The following is a 22090-nucleotide window of genomic DNA, read 5'->3' on the forward strand; positions in this document are numbered from 1 at the left end:
TAGTAAATCCTGATGCCCAGATATGCATACATGATATATTGATAATTATAATAATAATAGATTATTACCCTGAATTAACAATCTAACTGGCATAAAAGCAAGGAAAGCACAAAAAAAACAACCCGTAACACTTAAGTGCTTGTATATAACAGCATTTTGTCGTCTTTTTCTTAATAACTTAATCCCCTCTTGGAATAAATAAAGAAGGCATGTTAATGTACAGATGTAATATTTTGAAACATTTGGGTAACATTTTATTTGCTGCGAGGGGAACGATATGGATATCAAATCACAAGAAGTGAATAGTTTCGATGCTGATGTAATCCATCTGTATCTACAAGAGATTGCACACAAGCCGCTACTAAGTAAAACAGAGGAAATTTTATATAGTAGGAAAACCTTACGTGGCGATCCCATGGCTAAGGCAACCATGATTGAGAGTAATTTACGCTTGGTTGTTAGCATTGCTAAGAAATATCGTAGTAGCGGGATGCTACTAAGCGACCTTATTGATGAAGGTAATATTGGCCTAATTACCGCAGTTGAAAAATTTGACCCAGAACGTGGGTTTAGATTTTCAACCTATGCAACTTGGTGGATTAAGCAAACTATCGAACGTGCAATTCATAATCAAGCTCGTACAATTCGCTTACCGGTACATGTATCAAAAGAAATTAATACAATTCTCCGTACTCATAAGCAATTAATGAAACAGTCAAACCAAGAGCCAACACATGAAGAAGTTGCCGCTAAGTTAGAGCGCAGTGTTGATGATATTTCACACGTTCTTGCTTACGATGCGCCTGTTGTTTCAATTGATCAACAAATATCAGATGACTCAAACTCTCAAAGCATTTCAGCCTTTATTGCTGACAATGAAAGCGTCCAGCCAGATAATGAAGTAAATAAGGACGATATTAATCGATTAACAACTTCAATGCTTGAGGGTCTTAACCCGCGAGATCGAGAAATCCTTTGTCGTCGATTCGGTTTGCTGGGTTATGAAGCACAAACGCTACAACAAGTTGCAGACGAGGTTGGCTTAACACGAGAAAGAATTCGTCAGCTACAAGTGAGTTCACTGAAGAAATTGAAGAATTCATTGGCACGGGATAACTACAACATTGAGCTGTTGTTTGCTGAAACCGCGTAACTTATTTCTTTCTCCTTAAAGAACATAAAGAGCACCATTTGGTGCTCTTTTTTCATCTCACATTATTAAATAATAAACAATCTCCATTGTTACCCTTCCCTGTTAATTGCCTCTAAAATATTTTGTCTAAATACCTCAATCACTAAATATTCCATTATTCTTTGTGGTGAATATTCCAAACAGGTGGTTTAGATGAAAACAATATTACTCACATTCATAGTCAGTATATCGATAATGAGCGAAAGTTCAGCATCAACAAAAAAGTCGAAAAAATGCATAAAGACAAAAGCTAAGATAGAAAAGATACAGACAAAAATGCGAGGCGGTTATACAAGTAAACAAASTCAAAAGTATCACGACAAATTGAATAAACTATACAAAGAAGAGTTCAAATATTGCATGTGATAAGCATCTTAATCGCATTTGGTACTCAATTGAATAAAGTAATTCGCTGCATTTCTCGTATATGAGCAAGCAGACGAATAAAACTTCAGTGATAATTCATTGATACTTTATAAGCGAGATGGCCAATGCAACATACATTATCAGCTGTTATTACGGCTTGCTTCGTTTTAGTTTTATCATCTTGTGCAAGTTACAGCGTCACTGAGTCAGAGGTTCAAGAGTACCTTGATGAAAAAGCATCGTTTGAAAGAACGGTGGGAATTAAAGGCGTTGCACATGCTAATGTTAAATTTAACGACATAAAAGTAGGCATTGGACGCGTTGCCAGTGATCGCGTCAACCTTAAGGCTAAGTCGCTAGCGAAAGTATCGTTTTATGGACAGGCACCACAAGAACTCACTATTGATGTGAATTTTAGCGCGATACCTTACTATGACAAAGAAGAAGGCGCTATTTTCCTAAACAAACTGGAAGTTGAAGATATACAAGTTGAGCCTAATTCACTCAACTTGCCTAGTAAACAACTCCTCTCTCCAATTGTCGAAATGGTTGGTCAATTTATTCTGACGCGGCCGGTATATCGTTTGAATGAAGAAGACTATAAACAATCTTTACTCAAAACAGCAAAACCAGAGCTCCTTATTAAAAATCATTCACTCGTTATACAAATGTAATTATCGGTTAGTGTTATCTTTGGTTTGGTCAAGAAAGTTGGTGCCGGCTGCTTCATCTATAATGTGAATCGCACGTTCAGTTTCAAATGACTTTCGCATTGCTTCTGCTGCATAATCTCTAACCGCTTTGCCTTCTGAAGCAACAATTGTAAAAATTAAAATCATGATAGTGATGACACCAACGACCAGTGCGGACAAAAACTTTTTAAACAGGCGTGATTCAGATTCTCGTAATTCCTGTTGGAAAATCTCGACAACTTCATAGTTAGTTAAATTTGGTCTAACTTTTCTTTTTGTGTTCATAGGCAGCTATATTTAGTGACTTTTTTTTACTATACCAATCACTACTTAACTTAACCTTAACACTGTTGTTTGCGTACCTACCATAAAGTTATAGTGCGCTATAGATTTAAAAATATGGCCTTTCGGCCATATTTTTAAATCGCAAACTGATACACAGCAAAACCGATAATAAGTAACCATACTGGACATTGCTTATACTTCAGCAAGTAAAAGCCAATGGCGACAGCAATAACATCGAAAACAGAATGTATTGATGTCAGTAATACAGGGTTAATAAATGCACTCGCCAGCAAACCGACAACGGATGCATTAACCAGCAGAATTGATGCTTTTAACTTCTGATTGCTAAACAATGCATTCCATGCTGGTAAAAAAGCAAATAACAGTAAGCTACCTGGCAGAAAAACAGCAATCGTAGCAACAAAACTACCAAGAACAGGGCTATCGGTAATAGCTGAAGCACCAAGGTAACTCGCCATGGTAAACATAGGGCCAGGTACTAACTGTGCAGAAGCATAGGCACTAATAAAGGTATCAGGCTCTACCATTCCTTCAAGCATTGGTTCAAGTAATGGTAATACTACATGCCCCCCACCAAACACAAAACTACCAGCTTGATAAAATACATTGAATAAGTTGAAGAACTCAGACGATGATGCCAAGAGAGGCATTCCGATCAGTAATACAGCAAAACTTATCAATATGATCCAATTAGGCTTTATCGCTTGAGATACGTCACTCGTACTTTTACTTGCTGATTGGCGATTAGAAATAATAAAACCAACAACTGCTGCAACAATAATCGGTGCTATTTGCCCTAATAGACCTGAGCTAAGAAAAACAGCAATGCCACTCAATACAGCCGTAGCTATCGTTAAGCCATTAGTTAAATTTTTCTTTGCCATACCCCATAGGGCATCTGCAACGACAACAACAGCCAACAATTTTGCTGCTTGGATAACAGTATCAATGATTGCGACATCATTATATTGCTGGTTGCCTATTGCGAGAAAAGTTAGCAATAAAAAAGATGGGAAAGTAAAGCCGATAAAAGCACACACTGCCCCTATATAACCCGCTTTTTTATAACCAATGAACATACCTAACTGGCTACTTGCTGGCCCAGGTAAAAACTGGCATAACGCAACAGCATGAGTGAAGTCTTGATCACTTAACCATTTTTTATTCTGAACAAATTCACGTTGAAAATAGCCAATATGCGCCGCAGGGCCACCAAAACTATACAAACCAAGCAGAAAAAACTGCCACATTACTTTAAACATAACGCCTCCTAATTTGAGGCCAATCATAAATACTTCAGCTTAATTAATGAAATCGTTCATTTAGATGGAAACTATTAATCAAAACAATTCACTATTTTTGTTCAGGGTCAGTGCTTTATGCTAAAGAACAGCCATAAGTGCTAATCTGCCATTACTCAAAACGAATATAGTGCACAGCAGTAAACAATGACTATAACCCATTAATATTACACAATAAATCACACCATCAACCGCTATTGCATATAAATCTAACGCAGAATAATACACTGAATGTCTTTGTGCTATGTTCAGGTATGGGTCGCTGCTCCTTAACATCGACGTTTTTAACGCTCCAAATTCAATGGTATAATCAAAACGTTAACTTGAAGTTGGTCTAGTCTATGCTTGAAAATCTGCAACAAATGGTCATCCTTGCAACTGTTGGTCATGAACAGAACTTTACACGAGCGGCTGAACGTCTTGGTATTTCGAAATCTCAAGTCAGTAAGCAAATTCGTTTCTTAGAAGAAAGAGTTGGCTGTCAACTGGTACAACGAAGTACTCGTACAGTGGCATTAACTGATATTGGTTTGCAGTATTCTGAATATGGTCAGCAACTACTTGATACGGTTAATGAAGCAGAAGCACTTGTTGCTGGTTATAGAAATGAGGTAAAAGGTGTTTTACGGATAGGTATTGCGCAATCATTTGGTAATGTACATATTACATCTGCGCTTGCTGAATTCCAGAAGCTGCACCCAGAACTTGAGCTAGAAGTCAGTCTATTCGACCACCGCCCTAACCTACTTGAAGAAGGTTTTGACTGCTGGGTTGCTATTCATGAGCACCCCCCAGAAGGAATGGTTGCTCGACGCTTAGCCGATTGCCATTTTGCTGTTGTTGCTTCACCGGCGTACCTAGAGGAGCACGGCACTCCAAAGTTACCGGGTGACTTACGCCAACATAACTGTATAACTTATCAAAGCCGAGAGCGTAAATACGTTAACTGGGAATTTACCCGCGATGGTGTGCACCAGTCTATTCGTGCTCGTGGAAATTATCGAATTGATAATGCACCAGCCGTACTGGATGCTGCGAAATCTGGATTAGGCATTGCCTATTTGGCAACTTACTTGATCAATGATGAGTTCAATTCTGGTGAACTAGTTCAATTACTGCCGGAATGGAAGGCTGATGTAGAACTGCCCATTTATGCTGTTTACCCTCGAAGAAAATACCTGGCTCCGAAAGTACGTAGTTTTATTGATTATATGGCTGAGCGTATGTCCGTCCCACCATACCGTACACCAAACCCAGCCATTTCAAAATAACGCGTCCCTATCTCAGTAATGCAGTTGTGATTCAATACAGATCAGCTAAACCTTAAGTAGACGTAGATTGATTAGGTTTAGCTGGTTTAGATCATGTGCAAAACAAGTGTTATATCTATAAGAAAAGCCATTCTCTTAAGTGCTGTTGCACTTATTATCTCCGCCTGCGGTAGTGACAGCGTAACTGATGATTATGTTGGCACATCCCCGCCGAAGCAGCAGACAAGATCTAACGTACCAGATGCGCAAGTTTTACTGACTGAATTACCTGAGATGCGAGCCACCGTATTGTTCCCAACGAAGCAATATGAACTGACGCCTAATGAATATTTACTGATCGATCCCATTGCCGTGAGATTACGTCAGCATCCAGATAGCTATGTACTCATAGTCGGCCATGGTGATGACTTTTCTTCTGAAGAAGAGAATATCGCTCTCTCTTATGAACGAGCTTTCACTGCTGCTATCTATATTTCATCGGTGTTTGGTGTTGAGGAAGAAAGAATACAAATTATTGCAGCAGGAAGCTCTGAGCCACATTCCGATACCCCGAACGAACAAAATAAGCGGGTTGAAATAATTTCCCCAAAAGGAATCGTAAGAACGCTTAACCCTAACGGTAATCAGAATTTTTGATAAACACACGAAAGCAGAAATGAAGAACAACAGTCACAATACTTGCTGTTATTCTTCATTCACGAAACAAACGAAAATGTTACGACTTTTTATGTACAGGTGCAGCGTACATCTGTTTCAGAATGCTGATAACACCTTCTGGTAGGTCTTGATACTTTTCCGAGAAGCGCTGTTTTTCTGATTCTGTCGCAGACTCGTGCTCTTGACCAGCAGCAATGTAGTTCGCTGGATAGAGGTGATAGTTCGCATAGATTTGCGTATCGATAACTTGGGCAAGTTCATCTGGCGTTTCAAAGCCATTTTTAATCACATCGCCAAAACTCACATTAATACGTCGTTTCTGCCCTACGATACCTTGAATAATACTGTCGATATCTTCAAACTCACCTTTTTCATAACTACCCTCTGTGGCTTTCTGATATAGCTCTTTTGCTTTTGCTATATCACATGGGTCATTTTCGTAAGAGATAGCAACAGGCACGATGTTCAGCTGCCCCATGAATTCAGCAAAAGATAGTTTTCTTTTACGTCCTTCCATAAAGAACATTTTTAAAATGGCAGGATCTGTTTTGTCGTTACCGTCTTTTGCTCGCCCTTCTTTTTGAGCGATCCAAATTGAATTACCCGTTTCAAGGGAGTGAGAAATATATCCAGATAGCAGGCCTAAGGTCTTCATCATCTCACGTGGCCCTTTAGCAGAACGCTTAACGATAAAGCTCTTATTTAAACGCATGAGTTCTGTTGCACAAGGCTTTTTTAATAAGTTGTCACCGATAGCAATTCGTACAGTTTCAAAGCCATTATTAAATAAGCACCAGTTCACCATCGCTGGATCCATTGCGATATCGCGATGGTTAGATACGAAAAGGTAAGATTTCTTTGGATCAAGCTTATCCAGACCTGTATACGTTACACCGTCACAAGAGTGGTCAATTGTTCCCCTCATGTATTTAGCGACTTGCTTTTGAATATCATCAACGGTTTTAACGTTAGACCACTTCTTAAGCAGGAAACGTTTGATGATTGGCGTTAAAAACCAGCCAAACACACCAGATAACTGGGGGAAGCGGTAGTTTAAAATGGCATTAATAAATTCTTGATCATTAATCAACCGCTCAATCGCCGCACTAACTTCGTCATCATTATATGGGCGTATTTCTTTATAAATGTCGTTATCTGTATGCACTATCATGATTCACATTAATTTAAAACTGCGACAGTTTACGCAGGTTTGTTGTTTTACCCAATGACCTAGCCCCAAGATATTGGTGGTTGGAGGTCTTACCAGTGATTATAGGTTTGATTTCAACCACTTTACAGTCACTTTCAGGTTTTGTCTGTTGTTCGAATAGCAATTTTATCTAATTATTCATCATTTATGTGATTAAAATTGCCCTATTATTGACGATTGAGCCAAAACAGCACACTATGTGCAGGCTTTTTTGCTAGAGACTCGTTATGAAACAAGCTATCGATTTTTCACATAATCATCAAGAATTCTTAAATGTCGGCTCACGACGTAAAAGCATCAATACCTTTATGTTTATCGTTACAAAAGGTTGTGCATTTATTCGTCTAGGAAAAGACGAATTTACCGTTAAAGCTGGGCATGGTTTTTTGATTCCAATTGATTGCCTTCACGCCATTACTATTTTACCAGGAACAATCTATAACAAGGTTGAATTCTCTGCACGTTTAACGTCCCCTATATGCAAAGAGGCTGGTTTCTTTCGAAAAAGCCCACTGGTTAGTGTAGTTCTAGACGAGTTAGCCAAGCATTATAAACGCGATGGGCACGTGGCGTTAGCTGGAACGGCTGGAAACTTATTGCGCGTTTTAACAGATCAAGTTACGGCATTAAAGGTCCATACTAAATCCACCAGCCCTGAACTAGCAGCAAAATATCAACCGGTATTATCTAAAGCGCTCAAAGGCGACAAAGTAATAGACCGAGCGGCTTCTGACGTGTTAAGCCAGTATACTGGCTACTCCATGAATGAGTTACAAACATGCATTTTAATGCGTGAGGCATTAAAACTTTCGCGCTCTGGACGAAAAACAGATCAGATTGCTGAAACACTGAATGTAGATGCAGAGCTGTTAGCTGCGATGGCTAGGCCAATTTTGGGGCAAGAGCTCTAATGCCAATGCTAGCGCCATTAAAAAGCGACCTAAGGTCGCTTTTTTAATATTCATTCATTACTGAAATGGAATTTCAACCTGTATAAAAACATCATCTAAGTCACGGTCATCGTGCCAGCGATAGTCAAATCGAAACCTTGGTGAGTTTCTATCCTCACCACCAATGCCAAAACTCATATGTAAACCATGCTTTTTAATCCATTCTTTAGCATCGTCGAATGTCAGTATCTCTTCATCTTCATATCTTTCAGGAATCCAAACACCAATACCATAAAAGCTATTTGATGAATTCGTCGACATCACAGGGGAAGCATGGTTTCCTGTCCAATTGTCCCAGAACGATTCTTCTACTTCTACTGTGTGCCTAAATGAAGCATCAATATCTTTATTGACGTGATTACTCTCGCTAAAACCACTATTGTAAGGCACACATGATGCTACAGTTTGCTCAACGCTCACTACCGATATCACTTGCGGTATTTGAGTGTGATCGTCACATAGTGGTACTGCCGTTAATGACAGTCCTACCATCAAATAGGAGTACAACATTCTTCCTTAACCCCTATAAGTACTTAACTTATACGATTACCTATAACCAATGAAAATCTAATATCTTCATCTTCTAAGCTTCTATTTATCTGAACTGTACCATTGCTCTTTTTGTAACATGGTAGCCACTTTCTCAGTCGTTAAATGTGATATCGCGCAGAGATTTTTAATGTTATTTCTAATATCTGTACTGCGAACTTTCACCGTTTCAGGGCAAGCCAGTACCTGCCATCGCGACAAAATCTCTTCAGCCTTAAAGAACTTGCCAAAACTAAGAAAATTATCCGGTCCAATAACAAATGTAATGTTTGCTTGTGGATACTGTTTCTCTAACGCTTCTAACACAGCAAAAGTCGTAATCGCTTCGTCCCCCGTCGCAATTTCTTCTTCTAACCGAGACAGGCTAACGTTACCTTGATTTATATCGGCAGCAAAAGCAGAGACTAATGCACAACGATCATTATAATCAAGCATCTGCTTCCCCCAAGCATGGCTAAAGCTTGGCAGTAATAACACTTGGTCAAAATGTTTCAGACGCTCAACCACCGATTTATGACCAAGGCTAGGTGGATTAAATGCACTACCAAACACTGCGATTGATGTTGTCATAACAAGAATGCCCTTTTTTTATACCATTTTGCTCTAAATTTAATTTAATTATCGTTAGAGGATTGATCCTGCCTTAGAGTTATCGCATGATTTTACAAAAGGTTTAATGCATTAATTAATATTTTTACATTAAGTTAAGCTATTTGGTTAGAAACTGGGCAATGCCCTGAGGATTCATTCACTATGGAACAGTTAATTCGCGACGAAATGCGCGTTTTACCTCTTATTAATGTCGACTTTGAAATTGAACGACGCATTGCTTTCATCCAAAAAAAACTTAAGCAATCTGGATGCAAGTCTCTCGTACTAGGTATTAGCGGTGGCGTGGATTCAACAACTTGTGGCCGTTTAGCGCAACTTGCAGTGGAAGGTTTGAACACTGAAGAGCAAGTAAACAATTATCAATTCATTGCTGTCCGTTTACCTTATGGCGAACAACAAGATGAAGATGAAGCTCAGTTGGCACTGTCTTTCATTAAACCAAGCCACTCTGTCAGTGTAAACATTAAAGATGGTGTTGATGGTACACACGCAGGTACACTTCTCGCTTTAGAAGGAACAGGCTTAACACCTGAGTCTCATGCAACAGTAGATTTCGTAAAAGGTAATGTAAAAGCCCGTACACGAATGATTGCTCAATATGAAATTGCTGGCCTTGTTGGTGGACTCGTCTTAGGTACCGATCATTCAGCTGAGAACATTACGGGCTTTTACACCAAGTTTGGTGATGGTGCCTGTGATTTAGCGCCTTTATTTGGCTTAAACAAACGCCAAGTCCGTCAACTTGCAGATAAGCTCGGCGCACCAGATCTACTCGTTAAAAAAGTACCTACAGCTGATCTTGAAGAATTAGCGCCGCAAAAGGCAGATGAAGATGCCTTGCAAGTAAGCTATGACCAAATCGATGACTTCCTAGAAGGTCGTCCTGTTGATCATGTCGTATCAGAGCGTCTTGTCAGTATTTATAAGAAAACACAACATAAGCGTCAGCCTATCCCAACAATTTACGATGACGAATAAGCCAATTTTCATGGTTTAGAGTGATTCAATAAAAGGGGCTTCGCTGCCCCTTCGTCTAACTAAGACGCTTCAGAGTAACGAAGTAGATTATCAAGCTCCCACCAAATAGCTTCGCACAACCCTTTACGGTATACAGCCTTTCTAAAAGCATCATGCTCTTGCTGGTAAGTAACAAAATAGTTTCCAGCGCTTTTTAGACTTGCACGTACATTGGCTAAACGATCACACGCTTTTATAATTAAGGCTATACGTGCAGCTTCTTCAGATGTCTCTAAATTCGATAAACGCTGGTTAATTTCTTGCTTACGTAAGACCCGGCTTTCAATTTTACTATCCGATATATATTTCACAGCATCAGCAACAATGAACCCAAAGTCGACAAAGAGTTCTTCAATGCTCGTTGCGGTGTCTTCAACAACATCATGCAACTGAGCAACGATCATGGCATCAGTACCAAACGGACTTGCTAAATGAGCTACCGCTTCAAGGTGGATAAAATAAGGTACATCGCCGTACATTTGTCCTTTATGCTTAGCACGCGCTAATGTACAAGCTTTCAGATAACGGTTATTCATCCTTGCCCCCATAGTATGATGAACATGTCAGTGTCATAAACCTGTCAAAGCTGACATATGAYTGCTGAGTGCTTAATACTAGCCATAATCAACTAATCTAACTAAGCGCTATAGCTAAGATTTTATTTCAGCTGGATGGAATTTACTAAGAGCAGGGTATATAAATGAGATTTGTTGCACGAATTGATGCAAAAACAGGCATCGAGTGATACCTGTTTTTTATTAATCGTAATGAAATTGGCAGCTTTATTCTGAATCTGATTCAGTTTCTGCTTGATTCTTTTTGGCTTCAGCTTCGCGGATTGCATCAGCAACAATCATAATTGCTTCTCCACTGCTAATACCCTGAGCCATTAACTCATGAATTTTGTCAGCAGCTTCTTGTTGCTGAGCATGCGTCAATGTCGGCGTATTATTAAACATATGTCATCCACTTAAAAAAGAGTCGGTATTCTAAGGATTTCACTGGCTATTGTCACTGATTATATCCATCAAGATATTCGCCTACCCCGGGCGACCATCTTCTCTTGGCTGAGTTAAAATAGGAAAATACACAACACTAAAGATACTAAAAGCAATCGCCCATAAGCTCGCAGATACTACATACGCATTTATGGTTAGCGCCGGTAACGCCATAATCACAACCGTTCTCACCAACGTTGAAGCAATTAAAGCTACAAACGCAACAACGATAATACCTTTAATTTTTAATGCCCGACCAGTATGACCAAGTGATACCCTTGAAGCCATGGATAAAATCATGCAACCAATACCACCGACAGTGAGCATATGTAACGCGACACTGTAACTTATAGTATTGGTGGTAAAATGAATAGCGAGGAGAATTAATCCTGCAATCATTGCTGCATAAGCAAAATGCAGTGACCACAATAGCGGTACACGCAATGTCGATAAGGTACGCCAGCGGACAAAGCGTATTAAGTGCAGTACAGCCGTTACGGTTAATAGCAGTGGTAATAACCATTGGTTGATACTTTGAGGGATAGGCAACAATACAGCGGCTAATAATAGCCAACTAGGTATCATAGAAGCATGCTCTATCCACGTTATACGAGTTATTTGTTCTGTATCCGTTCCACGCCAGGTGAAGAATGGTATTACCCTTCCTCCAACAACAAGTACTATAACGGAGATCACCATAACGGTTGCGAATGATACCGCCCGGATATCACCATCTAACCATCCAAGCGCAATGAAGTGAAAAGCCGCATTTAGCGCTGTCATCAATGCAATCATAGGTGCAAAAAATAGGTTGTTCCATTGCCGACGAATAATGATCGGCTTAGCTAAGTAATAGGCGGATATAGGCATCCAGAGCAAGTCGACGGCCATCCACAATCCACTTGGTGATCCTAGCAGTAACCCTAGCCTTGCAACTACCCACAGAATGAATACGAAAGCTAACTGCCAACCCCTAACCCCAGGATTACCCGTCCAGTTTTGTACTGCTGTTAACAAAAAGCCAATAATCACTGCGCCAGAGAAACCAAAGAGCATTTCATGGCTATGCCACCAAATCGGATTACTGTACATATAGCTGGCAGCTTCAACGTTTCCAGCCCAAAAAAGAGCCCAAAGCCCCATCGCAATGACAGAAAAAATGCTTGCGCCAAGAAAGAACGGTCTAAAAGCGAGTCGGAAAATAGGAACGATCTTTTGTTCCTTTTCATTATCAAGTATTTGCATCATGGTTAATATCCACCCCTTAAACATGCATAAATAATACACCTTATAAGTTGCAAATAAAACACATCTTTAAAATTAAACCATTTAAGGCCTTTTTCTATAGAAGTTAAAAGCCTTTAATAGTCTGGGTAGTCAACAGGACGCGTAATGGTTTGAATATCTAGAATGGATATCTCTCCCTGCCAACGACTTTCAACTAAACCAACACTTAACCAATATCGACCATCAGGTAAGTCGACCTTTGGGATTGTCGTCGGTAATTTACCGTCAACATCCTCGGTCCATAATGGTGTCCAAGAAGTATCGTTCAAATCATAGACACTCATTGACAACACAGGTGATGGACAAGCACGATTAGGTAATCCACTACGCTCTATCCGCCAGTTACGGCTATCAATCCAACCTATTCTTTGCTTAGTACTCGGTGCGGTTAATAATACCCAAGTGGTAAATGACTTTTCACCGTCCGCACTTATGGTTAACTGATAGAGGCCTTCATTACTCGCCCTTTCTAACCGCTTCGTTTCAATAGAAAAGGCACCATCTCTGAATCGCTTTGGCGTCGCAGAAAGTATCGTTTCTTCTGGCCACCGCACGAAATCTATCGATGTTACACGAGACTCAGATGCACCTTTTATAACTAGCTTTGGTAAGATCTGATTTTGGCTTTGAACCATCTCTCGCTGAATGACCAAGTTGGATAGCCATGTTGGTAGCGGAGACTGTACAAGGCTGTGGCCACAGTCTTCAGTGATGGCTAATTCAAGTAAACCATTTAGGTTATTCGCTTGTAATGACGTTGGATTTTGCTGCCAAGCTTGTACCATTGAGTCAAAGCTTTGTGATGTTTTACCCTCTAATAAGTTTTGGTGTGCGCTAGTAAAAACATCTTTTTGAAGAAACCAATTCGCGGCAACACTCGGCGCATAGAGCACCGAGTGGAGGATGAGCAAGGTCGTTGACGCTGTTGTTAGCTTAAACATTACTACGCTGATTTCATCCGGTAGCCAACCCCACGCAATGTTTCTATTTCAATGCCAGGTAATTTCTGACGCAGCTGTAGAATATGCGTATCAACAGTACGGGTTGTTGGGTAGTGATTATAGCCCCATACCTGATCTAGAAGTTCATCACGCGTAAACACACGCCCTGCATGTTTAGCTAGAAAAACAAGCAATTCGAATTCCGTTCTTGTCAGCGTGACATTGTCACCTAACAACAAAACATCACGACTATCTAAATCGATAGTAATATCACCCACTTTCACAACGTTCGCTGCTGGCACTTCAGCCGTACCAGTACGAAGGTGCAAACGGATTCTCGCCAAAAGTTCTTCTTCCGCAAAAGGCTTAGTAAGGTAATCTTTTGCACCAGAATCAAGACCAATCACTTTATCTGATACCGATACCATTGCAGTAAGCAAAATAACGGGAACATTCTTTATCTTTAGCCAATCTTTCAAATAATTTAACGAGTCGCCTTCAGGCAGCTGGCGGTCTAACACAACAAGATCAGCGTCAGACCAAAGGTCGGCGACATTTGTCGCACAGTCAGCGTACAGGCAGGTATAACCAGCTTCTTTCAAGCTCTCGAGTAAACCATCAGCAAGGTTGCGGTCATCTTCAACCAGTAGCAGAGTCTGATTCACACGGTATCTCCAATATAAAAGTTGTTGGAGGACCAATTAATTTCATTCGTCCCCCCATTCTTCGGATCATCGATTCAACAATTGTAAGGCCGAGCCCCAAGCCTTTTTCACTAACGAAGGGCTTTCTTAATCTTGCCCAGTCTTTCGTACCAAGCTGTCCGTTATCTGAAACGCTTACAATTAATTTTCCATTATTGAACGATGACATTAATGTCACTGGCTTTACGCCATATTTATGGGCATTTGATAACAAGTTATCAATACAGGTGCCCAACCAGTATATATTTACATCAACAGGCCGATCTTCCGCTAACTCTAAGGTTACCTCATACGGTTCCGCTAAGTATTCGACCCACTCATTAAATGAGTCAACATGTTGAACACTTAGTTCCTGTTGATTTGCTTGTAAGTAATCTTTACTTGCCTCTGCAAGTTGTCTTAAACGCCTTGAATCTTCGGTTAAGCGTCTAAATTCATCATATAGGCTTTCAGGTAAAGCATCAAAGTTGCGCCTGAACCCTTCTACTGTCATGGCCAAGCTAGCTATTGGCGTTCTTAATTCGTGAGTGAGTATTTGAAGAACGAGCATACGTTCTTGCATCGCCCGTCGTCTATTACGCCAACGGTATAAGCCCCAACCGATAAGCAAGCCGACGTTCACAACTAAGAGTCCAATCAAAAGATAGAGTGTTAAGTGTGATTTATCTTCTTCTTCCCAACAAATATTGCCACTTTTAAGCAAACAAAAGCTCGTTTGGTTTAAACGTGTGAAATTCACATCAAATTCACTTAACGCTAAAGACCAACTTGGCTGACCATAAATGTAGTATTCATTACCATTTCTTATCCAAAGTTCACCATTTGAGATAAAGGCTTCAGCCCCTGCAATAAAAACTTGAATCTCATCAGAACTCATACGTTGTAACCGCCCTAAAATGGTATTTGTGGGGGCGAGTGTACGTTCTTGAATATGCTGGTAATCCTCAAGACTGTCTTGCATGTTTGGGTATTTCTCTACATAGCGCAATGCATAGCTGCCACCACCAGGGTGGATATACCCTGCCCTAACAAACCAGCCGATAGGTAATACCGAGTTATTACACAGCGCCCTCGTGAACACTAATGGCTGAGTCAACAAAGGACTAACAGGCCATGGGCCTTTACAGGTTGTGGCGTTTTTATACAGTCGCTGGATCGACTTCAACGGGTACGTGGCTGATTGTGGCAATAAAGAAGATGGTACAAGTAAAGACGTTGGAAACTGACTTTGCAGCTGCCTGAAATCATAAGTCGCCAATGGTTCACCGGCTAACAATTCTGAGCGAACACCATTTAGTCGTTCAGGCAAATTAGCAGCCTGAACTGAACCTGCTCCAGTGAGCAGCAGTGAGAACAATAGGACATATTTTTTCATACGAAATAGTTTATCACTCAAACACTTTACATTGTCAGCTTATTGTCATTCCCACAATAAGTTTCTATTCAACCGCAAGGTTAGCCCAACGTGGCAGCAGATAAACCTCGACCAACGTCACACACCAAACACTAAATTAACAAATAAGTAACATTCACCTTGCGAATTATGGAAATTGTACACATCTTATATATCGATGATGAACAATAACCTCAACAAGATGATTTAGGAACAGCTACCCGCTTGCTTCTACACATACACAGCGACGTCTATTTGTTCATCTTAAACAATTTTGCAAATTTTAGTGGCCTACTTTTTGCTTAATACAATTAATTGCAACTAATCATAAGGATAGATAAGTGAAGATAATGATTATCAACCCCAACACGACATCGTCATTTACTGACACCATTCGTAAATCGTGTGAAAGATACATTGGCCAGGATACCGAACTAATTGTGACCAATCCTAATGAAGGTGTGGCAAGTATTGAAGGCTCTAGTGACGGTATACAAGCTGCGTACCACATCTTAAATTTAATTAACGCCAGTAAACACGAAAATATCGATGGCTATGTACTCGCTTGTTTTGATGATACAGGGTTACAAGCGGCAAGAGAGATAACCTCAGCACCAGTTGTTGGTATTGGTGAGGCTTCGCTGCATATGGCTAGCCTAATTAGTGCACGATATTCCGTGGTAACGACTCTACAACGTTCCGTTAGTATTCTCGAAGATAACGCCTCTAGCTACGGCTTAGACAAGCGATGTAAGGGTATTCACGCTGTTAACCTCCCGGTCTTAGCCCTTGAAGATAAAGCTTCTGCCTTTGAGGCAATGCTTGTACGCAGTAAGGAAATACTAGAGAAAGATAAATCAGAGTGCATCATCCTTGGTTGTGGTGGCATGTCTGGAATGGCCGAACCGCTCAGTGAGGCGCTAGGAGTACCCGTTATCGATGGCACCGCAGCTGGTATCAAACTAATAGAGGCATTAGTTGGCATGAATCTGCAAACAAGTAAATCCTGCACATATGGCTACCCAAATCAAAAATAACGAACGCCAAATCTAAGCAGTCAATATTAAAAAACACAAACATCGCTTTTTTACATGCAGTTAAAGTAGCAAAGGCAAACACAAGCACGAACGGTAAGTAGGAAGTTGTATACCGTTGATAAAGGTAGGAGTTACCTAATGTCAGCACAACAAACAAGTATAGAGCCAATCGCTGATGGCAAAGATAGAATTCTGGGTCCTAAAGCATACATTGCTATGTGGTGGGGAGACGCCGTCATGGTCGGCGCTTTCATGCTCGGTTCAAGTTTAATTCCTCCATTTGGAGAAATGAATTTATGGCAAGCCATAACCGTCTTGGTAATAGCTAACATTTTAGTCGCTATGATGTTAGCCATTAATGGACGTGCTGGTTGGAAGCATGGTATCCCCATGATAGTGCAGCTACGCTCATCCTTTGGGCACATGGGCTCTCGGTTACCCGGTTTTTTACGAGGCTTCCCTGCGCTATTCTGGTACGGAATACAAACATGGCTTGGTGCTCAGGCCATTAATAGTATCGTTATTCAAACCATTGGTTTCGATAATGTATGGCTTTGGTTTTTTGCCTTCCAAGCGATTCAGATTTGGATCTCAGCCAAAGGAATGGAATCCATTAAATGGGTCGAAATCATTGGTGCTGTATTCATTATGATCGGCTTAGTCTATTTGCTCTTTCTATTCCTTGACCAATTCGGGTTAGAGGTACGTGCAGTCGGTGATATTGAAGGAACATGGGCATTACCATTTTGGCTGGGAATAACAGCCTTAACTGGGAATTTCTCTGCACTCTTCCTTAATGTATCCGATTATACCCGCTTTATTCCCCGTAAAGGTGTCAGCGAAGCCACCTATGTTAACGCACACGTGATCGGTGTATTACCACCAAGTATATTAATGCCTTTCATTGGAATTATGGGAGCAGCAGCTGTTGGTATTTGGAACCCAGTTGATGTCATTAGCCAATACATTCCAATGCCAATTGTTAGCATCTTTATCTTGTTCTTTATTGCACTCGCACAAGTTACAACCAACCTTGTTGCTAATATCATTCCACCTGCAATTATCGCAATGGATGTTTTCAAAATCTCATGGGCTAAGGCTTGTGTCATCATTGGAATTTTAGCAATATTCACTTGCCCGTGGCTAATTATGCAAGCTGGCTTTTTTCTGACATTTGTTGCTGGAATATCTGCTTTCTTAGGACCCGTGTTAGGGATCATGCTTGTAGATTACTATGTCATCCATAAGGGGCAGTATAATGTCGATGCACTTTACTCAGCAGAAATGTATGGGAAATGGCGCAAGATCAACCCCGCAGCGGTTATTGCTTCAGTCGTGGGCGCAGTACTTGCCTTAGTCTTTATCGACCTATCGTGGTTCGTAGGCACAATTTCTGGTGCAGCACTGTACTTCGCTCTTATGCGCTACTGGGTTATCAAACATGATAACTACACCGCTGCTGCGTTTGCGGCTCATAAGCAGCCAGAAACAATACCTGAAAGCTAAGTGACTATAGTGTAGCGATTAAAACGAAAAGGAGCTTAACCGCTCCTTTTCTTTGTTCATCAGTCGGCCATTTGGGAACGCTTAACTAAAAAGCTGTTCTACGGTTTTCATCGGGATATACATTCGGGTTCTATCGTTATGCTGGCACAAGAACTCAAAACCGTATTTAGTGTAAAATGCTTCAGCTTGTGGTGTCAGGCAATCAACAACAATGGCGTAAGCTCGCATATGCGCATTGATCTCCCACAAATACTGCAATGCCTTCACCAAACTTATCTTACCCAACCCATGTCCATGAAATTCACCATGAACCGCCAGTTGCGCCAATAAAAACACAGGAATTGGGTATCGTGGTAATTTTTTAGCCAATGATGGTGGCAAGGTTTCACGACAAATTGAACTAGGCGCAATACTATAGAACGAGCAGATGGGCAGTTTTTGATTGGGTAGAGGCACTAAAGCAGGTAACACCATAGTTCGACTGATACCTGCTTGCATATGCTTTGCTGCTTGGGTCTGAATAAAGACGTTTAGCTCTTTCTCACCACAGTCGAACGATGCTCTATCATGGGTACGTTTATCGAGTTCCACAAACTCTTTTGACCAACTCACTTAATTCCATGCTCGTTAGTAAACGAGACTGCATCAATAAGTGCTTTATTCGGCGCTTTTGCCTTATCACAAGCATCAACAAAACGGTCAAAAACATTATCTTCAACCGTGATGCTTTCATGTTGAGCAATCACCTGTGTTGCATCTTCATCCATCAAACGCACTACATATTCAGTTAAACTCTTTAAACCTAATAACGCAGACGCTTTTTCAGCTTTGGCTTTAACTTCTTCATCTAACCGTAAATCAAGTCGTGCAGTAGCCATACAATCTCCCCCCATCATCTTCTGTACAGATCTATTCCGTACACAAGGTGATTATAGACCGTTATGATTACACTAACAATATGTACGGATATATGCCGGATGCTTTTAGCTGGGTATTCAATGCAAAAAAACCCGCATTACGCGGGTTTTTAATTAAGATAGCTGGTGTGACATTAATGTAAATGTTCAAGAATCTTATTACACGACTCTTTCGCATCACCGAACAGCATCTGAGAGTTTTCCTTGAAGAACAGTGGGTTTTGTACCCCTGCATAGCCTGTGTTCATTGAACGCTTAAACACAATTACATGTTTCGCATTCCACACTTCAAGTACTGGCATACCTGCTATTGGGCTATTTGGATCTTCCATTGCTGCTGGGTTAACCGTGTCATTTGCACCAATAACCAACACAACGTCTGTTTCACCAAGATCATCGTTGATTTCGTCCATCTCAAGCACGATATCATACGGCACTTTTGCTTCTGCAAGCAGTACGTTCATGTGGCCAGGTAAACGACCAGCAACTGGGTGAATCCCGAAACGCACATCAATGCCTTTTTTACGCAGCTTATCCGTGATTTCATGTACTGGATACTGTGCTTGAGCAACAGCCATTCCGTATCCTGGAGTAATGATGACAGAGCGTGCATCTTTCAGCATTTCCGCTACTTCTTCAGCAGAAGCTTCTTGGTGCTCACCATGGTCAACATCTTCTGTTGGTGCTGCGCCGTCGTTACCGAATCCACCAGCGATAACACTGATAAATGAACGGTTCATCGCTTTACACATAATGTAAGACAGAATTGCACCAGAAGAACCCACTAAGGCACCTGTTACGATCAACAAGTCGTTTGCTAGCATGAAACCAGCGGCCGCCGCTGCCCAACCCGAATATGAGTTCAGCATTGAAACCACAACTGGCATGTCAGCACCACCAATTGAAGCCACTAAATGATAACCAAATGCAAAAGCAATCAAAGTCACAATAATCAATGCGAATATTGAACCTTCAGCTTTAACGAACATAACCATGAGCAAAAATGACACAACAATTGCAGCAAGGTTTAGCTTATGGCGGTGTGGTAGCATTAGCGCTTTAGATGAAATAGAGCCGCGTAACTTACCGAAGGCAACAACTGAACCCGTAAATGTTACAGCACCAATAAATACACCAATGAAGACTTCAACTAGGTGAATGTTTAACAATGCACCTGTTAGCTCACCATGATCAAGGTAAGTATTGAAACCAACCAATACCGCAGCCATACCCACAAAACTGTGAAGAATAGCAACAAGCTCTGGCATTTCGGTCATTTCTACTTTTTTAGCGTAGTAAATACCAATTGCACCACCAATGATCATCGCAAGGATGATCCAACCTGTACCCTGTGCATCAGGGCCAAAGATCGTTGCGATAAGCGCAATTGCCATACCGGCAATACCGTAATAGTTACCAGCACGTGCAGTTTCTTGCTTAGAAAGACCCGCCAGCGACATGATAAAGAGTACCGCAGCAACAAGATATGCCGCTTGTACGATTCCTGCAGACATGTGTTACTCCTTATTTATCTTTACGGAACATTTCAAGCATGCGCTTGGTAACGGTGAATCCACCAAATATATTGATACTTGCTATTAAGACGGCAATAAACGAAAGGAAAGTAACAACCCCTATCCCTTGTCCTATCTGCAATAGCGCACCAACAATAATAATGCCTGAGATAGCATTAGTTACTGACATCAAAGGAGTGTGTAATGCATGGGTAACATTCCATACCACGTAGTAACCAACCACACAGGCCAATACGAATACCGTAAAGTGAGAAAGGAACTCTGCAGGTGCGTAGTTTGCTAACCAACCAAATGCGGCAATACCCGCTGCCATAAAGCCATATTTCTTAATTGGAGATGTTGGCTCTTCAACCTTTTCAACTGGAGCTTGAACAGGTTTAGCTTGTTGTTGTGGCGCAGCTGACACTTTAATTGGTGGCGCAGGCCAAGTAACTTCGCCTTCTTTGATAACGGTTAAACCACGCAGTACTTCATCATCAAAGTCGATATTAATATTACCGTCTTTTTCTTTACAAAGAAGTTTTACAAGGTTAACTAGGTTAGTACCGTAAAGCTGTGAAGACTGGGTAGGTAAACGACTCACCATATCGGTATAGCCAATGATCTTCACACCATTTTCGGTGGTAATTACTTTATCAGCTTCGGTGTAAGCACAGTTACCGCCATTTGCCGCAGCAAGGTCAACAATCACACTGCCCGCTTTCATTGAGTCGACCATTTCTTTAGTGATCAACTTAGGAGCAGGACGACCTGGAATAAGCGCTGTGGTAATAATAATATCAACGTCTTTAGCTTGTTCTGCGTATAAACGCTCTGCAGCCTTGTTAAATTCGTCAGACATTTCCTTGGCGTAGCCATCACCCGTTGAAGTGTCTTCTTTATAGTCAACTTCAAGGAATTCGGCACCCATTGATTCAACCTGCTCTTTTACTTCAGGTCGAACATCAAAAGCACGTACAATGGCACCTAGGCTTCCTGCTGCACCAATTGCAGCCAAACCTGCAACACCAGCACCAGCAACTAACACTTTAGCGGGTGGTACTTTACCTGCTGCGGTTATTTGACCGGTAAAGAAGCGACCAAATTCATGTGCCGATTCTACTACTGCACGATAGCCAGCAATATTAGCCATTGAACTCAGTGCATCCAATGCTTGGGCACGAGAAATACGAGGAACAGAATCCATCGCCATGACATTGATATTTCGAGTCGATAACTTCTCTAGAAGCTCTGCATTTTGTGCAGGCCAAATGAAACTGACAATGCTTGCACCGTCTTTCATTAATTCGAATTCATCGACACCCGTTTCTTCGTTGACTTGAGGGGCATTCACTTTAAAGATCAAGTCAGAAGACCAAACCTCTTCAGTTGATACCACTGTGGCGCCAGCCGCCTCAAAAGCTGCATCGTCGAAACTTGCATGAATACCTGCATTCGTTTCAACAGCAACACTGAACCCCATTTTTAACAGCTGCTCTACCGTTTTCGGCGTCGCAGCAACTCGCGTTTCATTTGCGAATATTTCCTTAGGCACACCAATTTGCATTATTAATCCCTAAACTTTGGCAAACAAGTAATAAATTTGTATCAAACCATTTGCTTAATATCACGCATTTTGTAGGAGAAATACAGAATTAATTAATCATTAC

23 protein-coding genes are annotated in these 22090 nt (G+C 41.0%); 8 read left to right on the forward strand and 15 right to left on the reverse strand.

Going from position 1 to position 22090, the window contains the following annotated elements; translation table 11 throughout:
* The first annotated feature begins 277 nt into the window (after positions 1 to 277).
* Together rpoS and L4D09_RS26375 are read left to right on the forward strand one after the other, a co-directional pair.
* Positions 278 to 1153, forward strand: coding sequence for an RNA polymerase sigma factor RpoS (gene rpoS, locus L4D09_RS26370; RefSeq protein ID WP_428460517.1), 876 nt, complete (start codon positions 278 to 280; stop codon positions 1151 to 1153).
* A gap of 530 nt (positions 1154 to 1683) precedes the next feature.
* Positions 1684 to 2232 (forward strand): YceB family lipoprotein, encoded by a 549-nt coding sequence (locus L4D09_RS26375; RefSeq protein WP_428460518.1) that lies wholly within the window; start codon positions 1684 to 1686, stop codon positions 2230 to 2232.
* Here L4D09_RS26375 and L4D09_RS26380 read toward each other — a convergent pair whose 3' ends face one another.
* Positions 2233 to 2535 (reverse strand): hypothetical protein, encoded by a 303-nt coding sequence (locus L4D09_RS26380; protein WP_428460519.1) that lies wholly within the window; start codon positions 2533 to 2535, stop codon positions 2233 to 2235.
* 134 nt (positions 2536 to 2669) lie between these two features.
* Positions 2670 to 3818, reverse strand: a complete 1149-nt coding sequence (gene chrA / locus L4D09_RS26385) for a chromate efflux transporter (protein WP_428460520.1) — start codon at positions 3816 to 3818, stop codon at positions 2670 to 2672.
* A gap of 380 nt (positions 3819 to 4198) precedes the next feature.
* On the opposite strand from chrA, the gene L4D09_RS26390 reads away from it, so the two are divergent.
* Together L4D09_RS26390 and L4D09_RS26395 are read left to right on the forward strand one after the other, a co-directional pair.
* A complete protein-coding gene (locus L4D09_RS26390) occupies positions 4199 to 5128 on the forward strand; it encodes a LysR family transcriptional regulator (RefSeq protein WP_428460521.1) in 930 nt (309 codons plus the stop codon).
* A gap of 93 nt (positions 5129 to 5221) precedes the next feature.
* Complete coding sequence (locus L4D09_RS26395) at positions 5222 to 5764, forward strand: OmpA family protein (RefSeq protein WP_428460522.1); 543 nt, start codon at positions 5222 to 5224, stop codon at positions 5762 to 5764.
* A gap of 79 nt (positions 5765 to 5843) precedes the next feature.
* Here the strand turns inward: L4D09_RS26395 and L4D09_RS26400 are convergent, their stop codons facing one another.
* Positions 5844 to 6950 (reverse strand): 1-acyl-sn-glycerol-3-phosphate acyltransferase, encoded by a 1107-nt coding sequence (locus tag L4D09_RS26400; protein WP_428460538.1) that lies wholly within the window; start codon positions 6948 to 6950, stop codon positions 5844 to 5846.
* A 272-nt stretch (positions 6951 to 7222) separates the two neighbouring features.
* Between L4D09_RS26400 and L4D09_RS26405 the strand changes: the two genes are divergently transcribed.
* The gene (locus L4D09_RS26405) at positions 7223 to 7906 is read left to right on the forward strand and encodes a hypothetical protein (protein ID WP_428460523.1); all 684 of its coding nucleotides are present in this window, start codon (positions 7223 to 7225) and stop codon (positions 7904 to 7906) included.
* 57 nt (positions 7907 to 7963) lie between these two features.
* Here L4D09_RS26405 and L4D09_RS26410 read toward each other — a convergent pair whose 3' ends face one another.
* Both L4D09_RS26410 and L4D09_RS26415 read right to left on the reverse strand, forming a co-directional pair.
* Positions 7964 to 8455: a hypothetical protein gene (locus tag L4D09_RS26410; protein WP_428460524.1), complete on the reverse strand. Its 492-nt coding sequence runs from the start codon at positions 8453 to 8455 to the stop codon at positions 7964 to 7966.
* 81 nt (positions 8456 to 8536) lie between these two features.
* Positions 8537 to 9064 (reverse strand): nicotinate-nicotinamide nucleotide adenylyltransferase, encoded by a 528-nt coding sequence (locus L4D09_RS26415; protein WP_428460525.1) that lies wholly within the window; start codon positions 9062 to 9064, stop codon positions 8537 to 8539.
* Between the two features lie 183 nt (positions 9065 to 9247).
* Here L4D09_RS26415 and nadE point away from each other — a divergent pair, with 183 nt between their 5' ends.
* Positions 9248 to 10084 (forward strand): NAD(+) synthase, encoded by an 837-nt coding sequence (gene nadE / locus L4D09_RS26420; protein ID WP_428460526.1) that lies wholly within the window; start codon positions 9248 to 9250, stop codon positions 10082 to 10084.
* Between the two features lie 59 nt (positions 10085 to 10143).
* Here the strand turns inward: nadE and L4D09_RS26425 are convergent, their stop codons facing one another.
* The 6 genes from L4D09_RS26425 to vxrA all read right to left on the reverse strand — a co-directional run bounded on the left by L4D09_RS26425 (position 10144) and on the right by vxrA (position 15428).
* Entirely contained in the window at positions 10144 to 10659 is a 516-nt protein-coding gene (locus L4D09_RS26425; protein ID WP_428460527.1) for an HD domain-containing protein, read from the reverse strand.
* Positions 10660 to 10905: 246 nt separating this feature from the next.
* Positions 10906 to 11082 carry a YoaH family protein gene (locus L4D09_RS26430; RefSeq protein WP_428460528.1) on the reverse strand — a complete coding sequence of 59 codons (177 nt, stop codon included), beginning with the start codon at positions 11080 to 11082 and terminating at the stop codon, positions 10906 to 10908.
* An 81-nt stretch (positions 11083 to 11163) separates the two neighbouring features.
* Positions 11164 to 12369, reverse strand: coding sequence for an NnrS family protein (locus L4D09_RS26435; RefSeq protein ID WP_428460529.1), 1206 nt, complete (start codon positions 12367 to 12369; stop codon positions 11164 to 11166).
* A gap of 113 nt (positions 12370 to 12482) precedes the next feature.
* The gene (locus L4D09_RS26440; RefSeq protein ID WP_428460530.1) at positions 12483 to 13349 is read right to left on the reverse strand and encodes a DUF2861 family protein; all 867 of its coding nucleotides are present in this window, start codon (positions 13347 to 13349) and stop codon (positions 12483 to 12485) included.
* Positions 13350 to 13351: 2 nt separating this feature from the next.
* Positions 13352 to 14014, reverse strand: coding sequence for a response regulator transcription factor (locus L4D09_RS26445; protein WP_428460531.1), 663 nt, complete (start codon positions 14012 to 14014; stop codon positions 13352 to 13354).
* Positions 13989 to 15428 (reverse strand): sensor histidine kinase VxrA, encoded by a 1440-nt coding sequence (vxrA, locus tag L4D09_RS26450; protein WP_428460532.1) that lies wholly within the window; start codon positions 15426 to 15428, stop codon positions 13989 to 13991. Before vxrA ends, L4D09_RS26445 begins: the two co-directional genes overlap by 26 nt.
* A gap of 368 nt (positions 15429 to 15796) precedes the next feature.
* On the opposite strand from vxrA, the gene L4D09_RS26455 reads away from it, so the two are divergent.
* On the forward strand, positions 15797 to 16483 hold the full coding sequence (locus L4D09_RS26455) for an aspartate/glutamate racemase family protein (protein ID WP_428460539.1): 687 nt from the start codon (positions 15797 to 15799) through the stop codon (positions 16481 to 16483).
* A 138-nt stretch (positions 16484 to 16621) separates the two neighbouring features.
* Positions 16622 to 17989 (forward strand): NCS1 family transporter, encoded by a 1368-nt coding sequence (locus L4D09_RS26460; protein ID WP_428460533.1) that lies wholly within the window; start codon positions 16622 to 16624, stop codon positions 17987 to 17989.
* An 81-nt stretch (positions 17990 to 18070) separates the two neighbouring features.
* Here the strand turns inward: L4D09_RS26460 and L4D09_RS26465 are convergent, their stop codons facing one another.
* The 4 genes from L4D09_RS26465 to pntA all read right to left on the reverse strand — a co-directional run bounded on the left by L4D09_RS26465 (position 18071) and on the right by pntA (position 21987).
* The gene (locus L4D09_RS26465) at positions 18071 to 18601 is read right to left on the reverse strand and encodes a GNAT family N-acetyltransferase (protein ID WP_428460534.1); all 531 of its coding nucleotides are present in this window, start codon (positions 18599 to 18601) and stop codon (positions 18071 to 18073) included.
* The gene (locus tag L4D09_RS26470; RefSeq protein ID WP_428460535.1) at positions 18598 to 18867 is read right to left on the reverse strand and encodes a type II toxin-antitoxin system TacA family antitoxin; all 270 of its coding nucleotides are present in this window, start codon (positions 18865 to 18867) and stop codon (positions 18598 to 18600) included. Before L4D09_RS26470 ends, L4D09_RS26465 begins: the two co-directional genes overlap by 4 nt.
* Before the next feature lie 173 nt (positions 18868 to 19040).
* Entirely contained in the window at positions 19041 to 20420 is a 1380-nt protein-coding gene (gene pntB, locus L4D09_RS26475; protein WP_428460536.1) for a Re/Si-specific NAD(P)(+) transhydrogenase subunit beta, read from the reverse strand.
* Between the two features lie 10 nt (positions 20421 to 20430).
* Positions 20431 to 21987 (reverse strand): Re/Si-specific NAD(P)(+) transhydrogenase subunit alpha, encoded by a 1557-nt coding sequence (pntA, locus tag L4D09_RS26480; RefSeq protein ID WP_428460537.1) that lies wholly within the window; start codon positions 21985 to 21987, stop codon positions 20431 to 20433.
* Positions 21988 to 22090: the final 103 nt, after the last annotated feature.

The sequence above is a fragment of the Photobacterium makurazakiensis genome (assembly GCF_050336715.1).
GTDB lineage: Bacteria > Pseudomonadota > Gammaproteobacteria > Enterobacterales > Vibrionaceae > Photobacterium > Photobacterium makurazakiensis.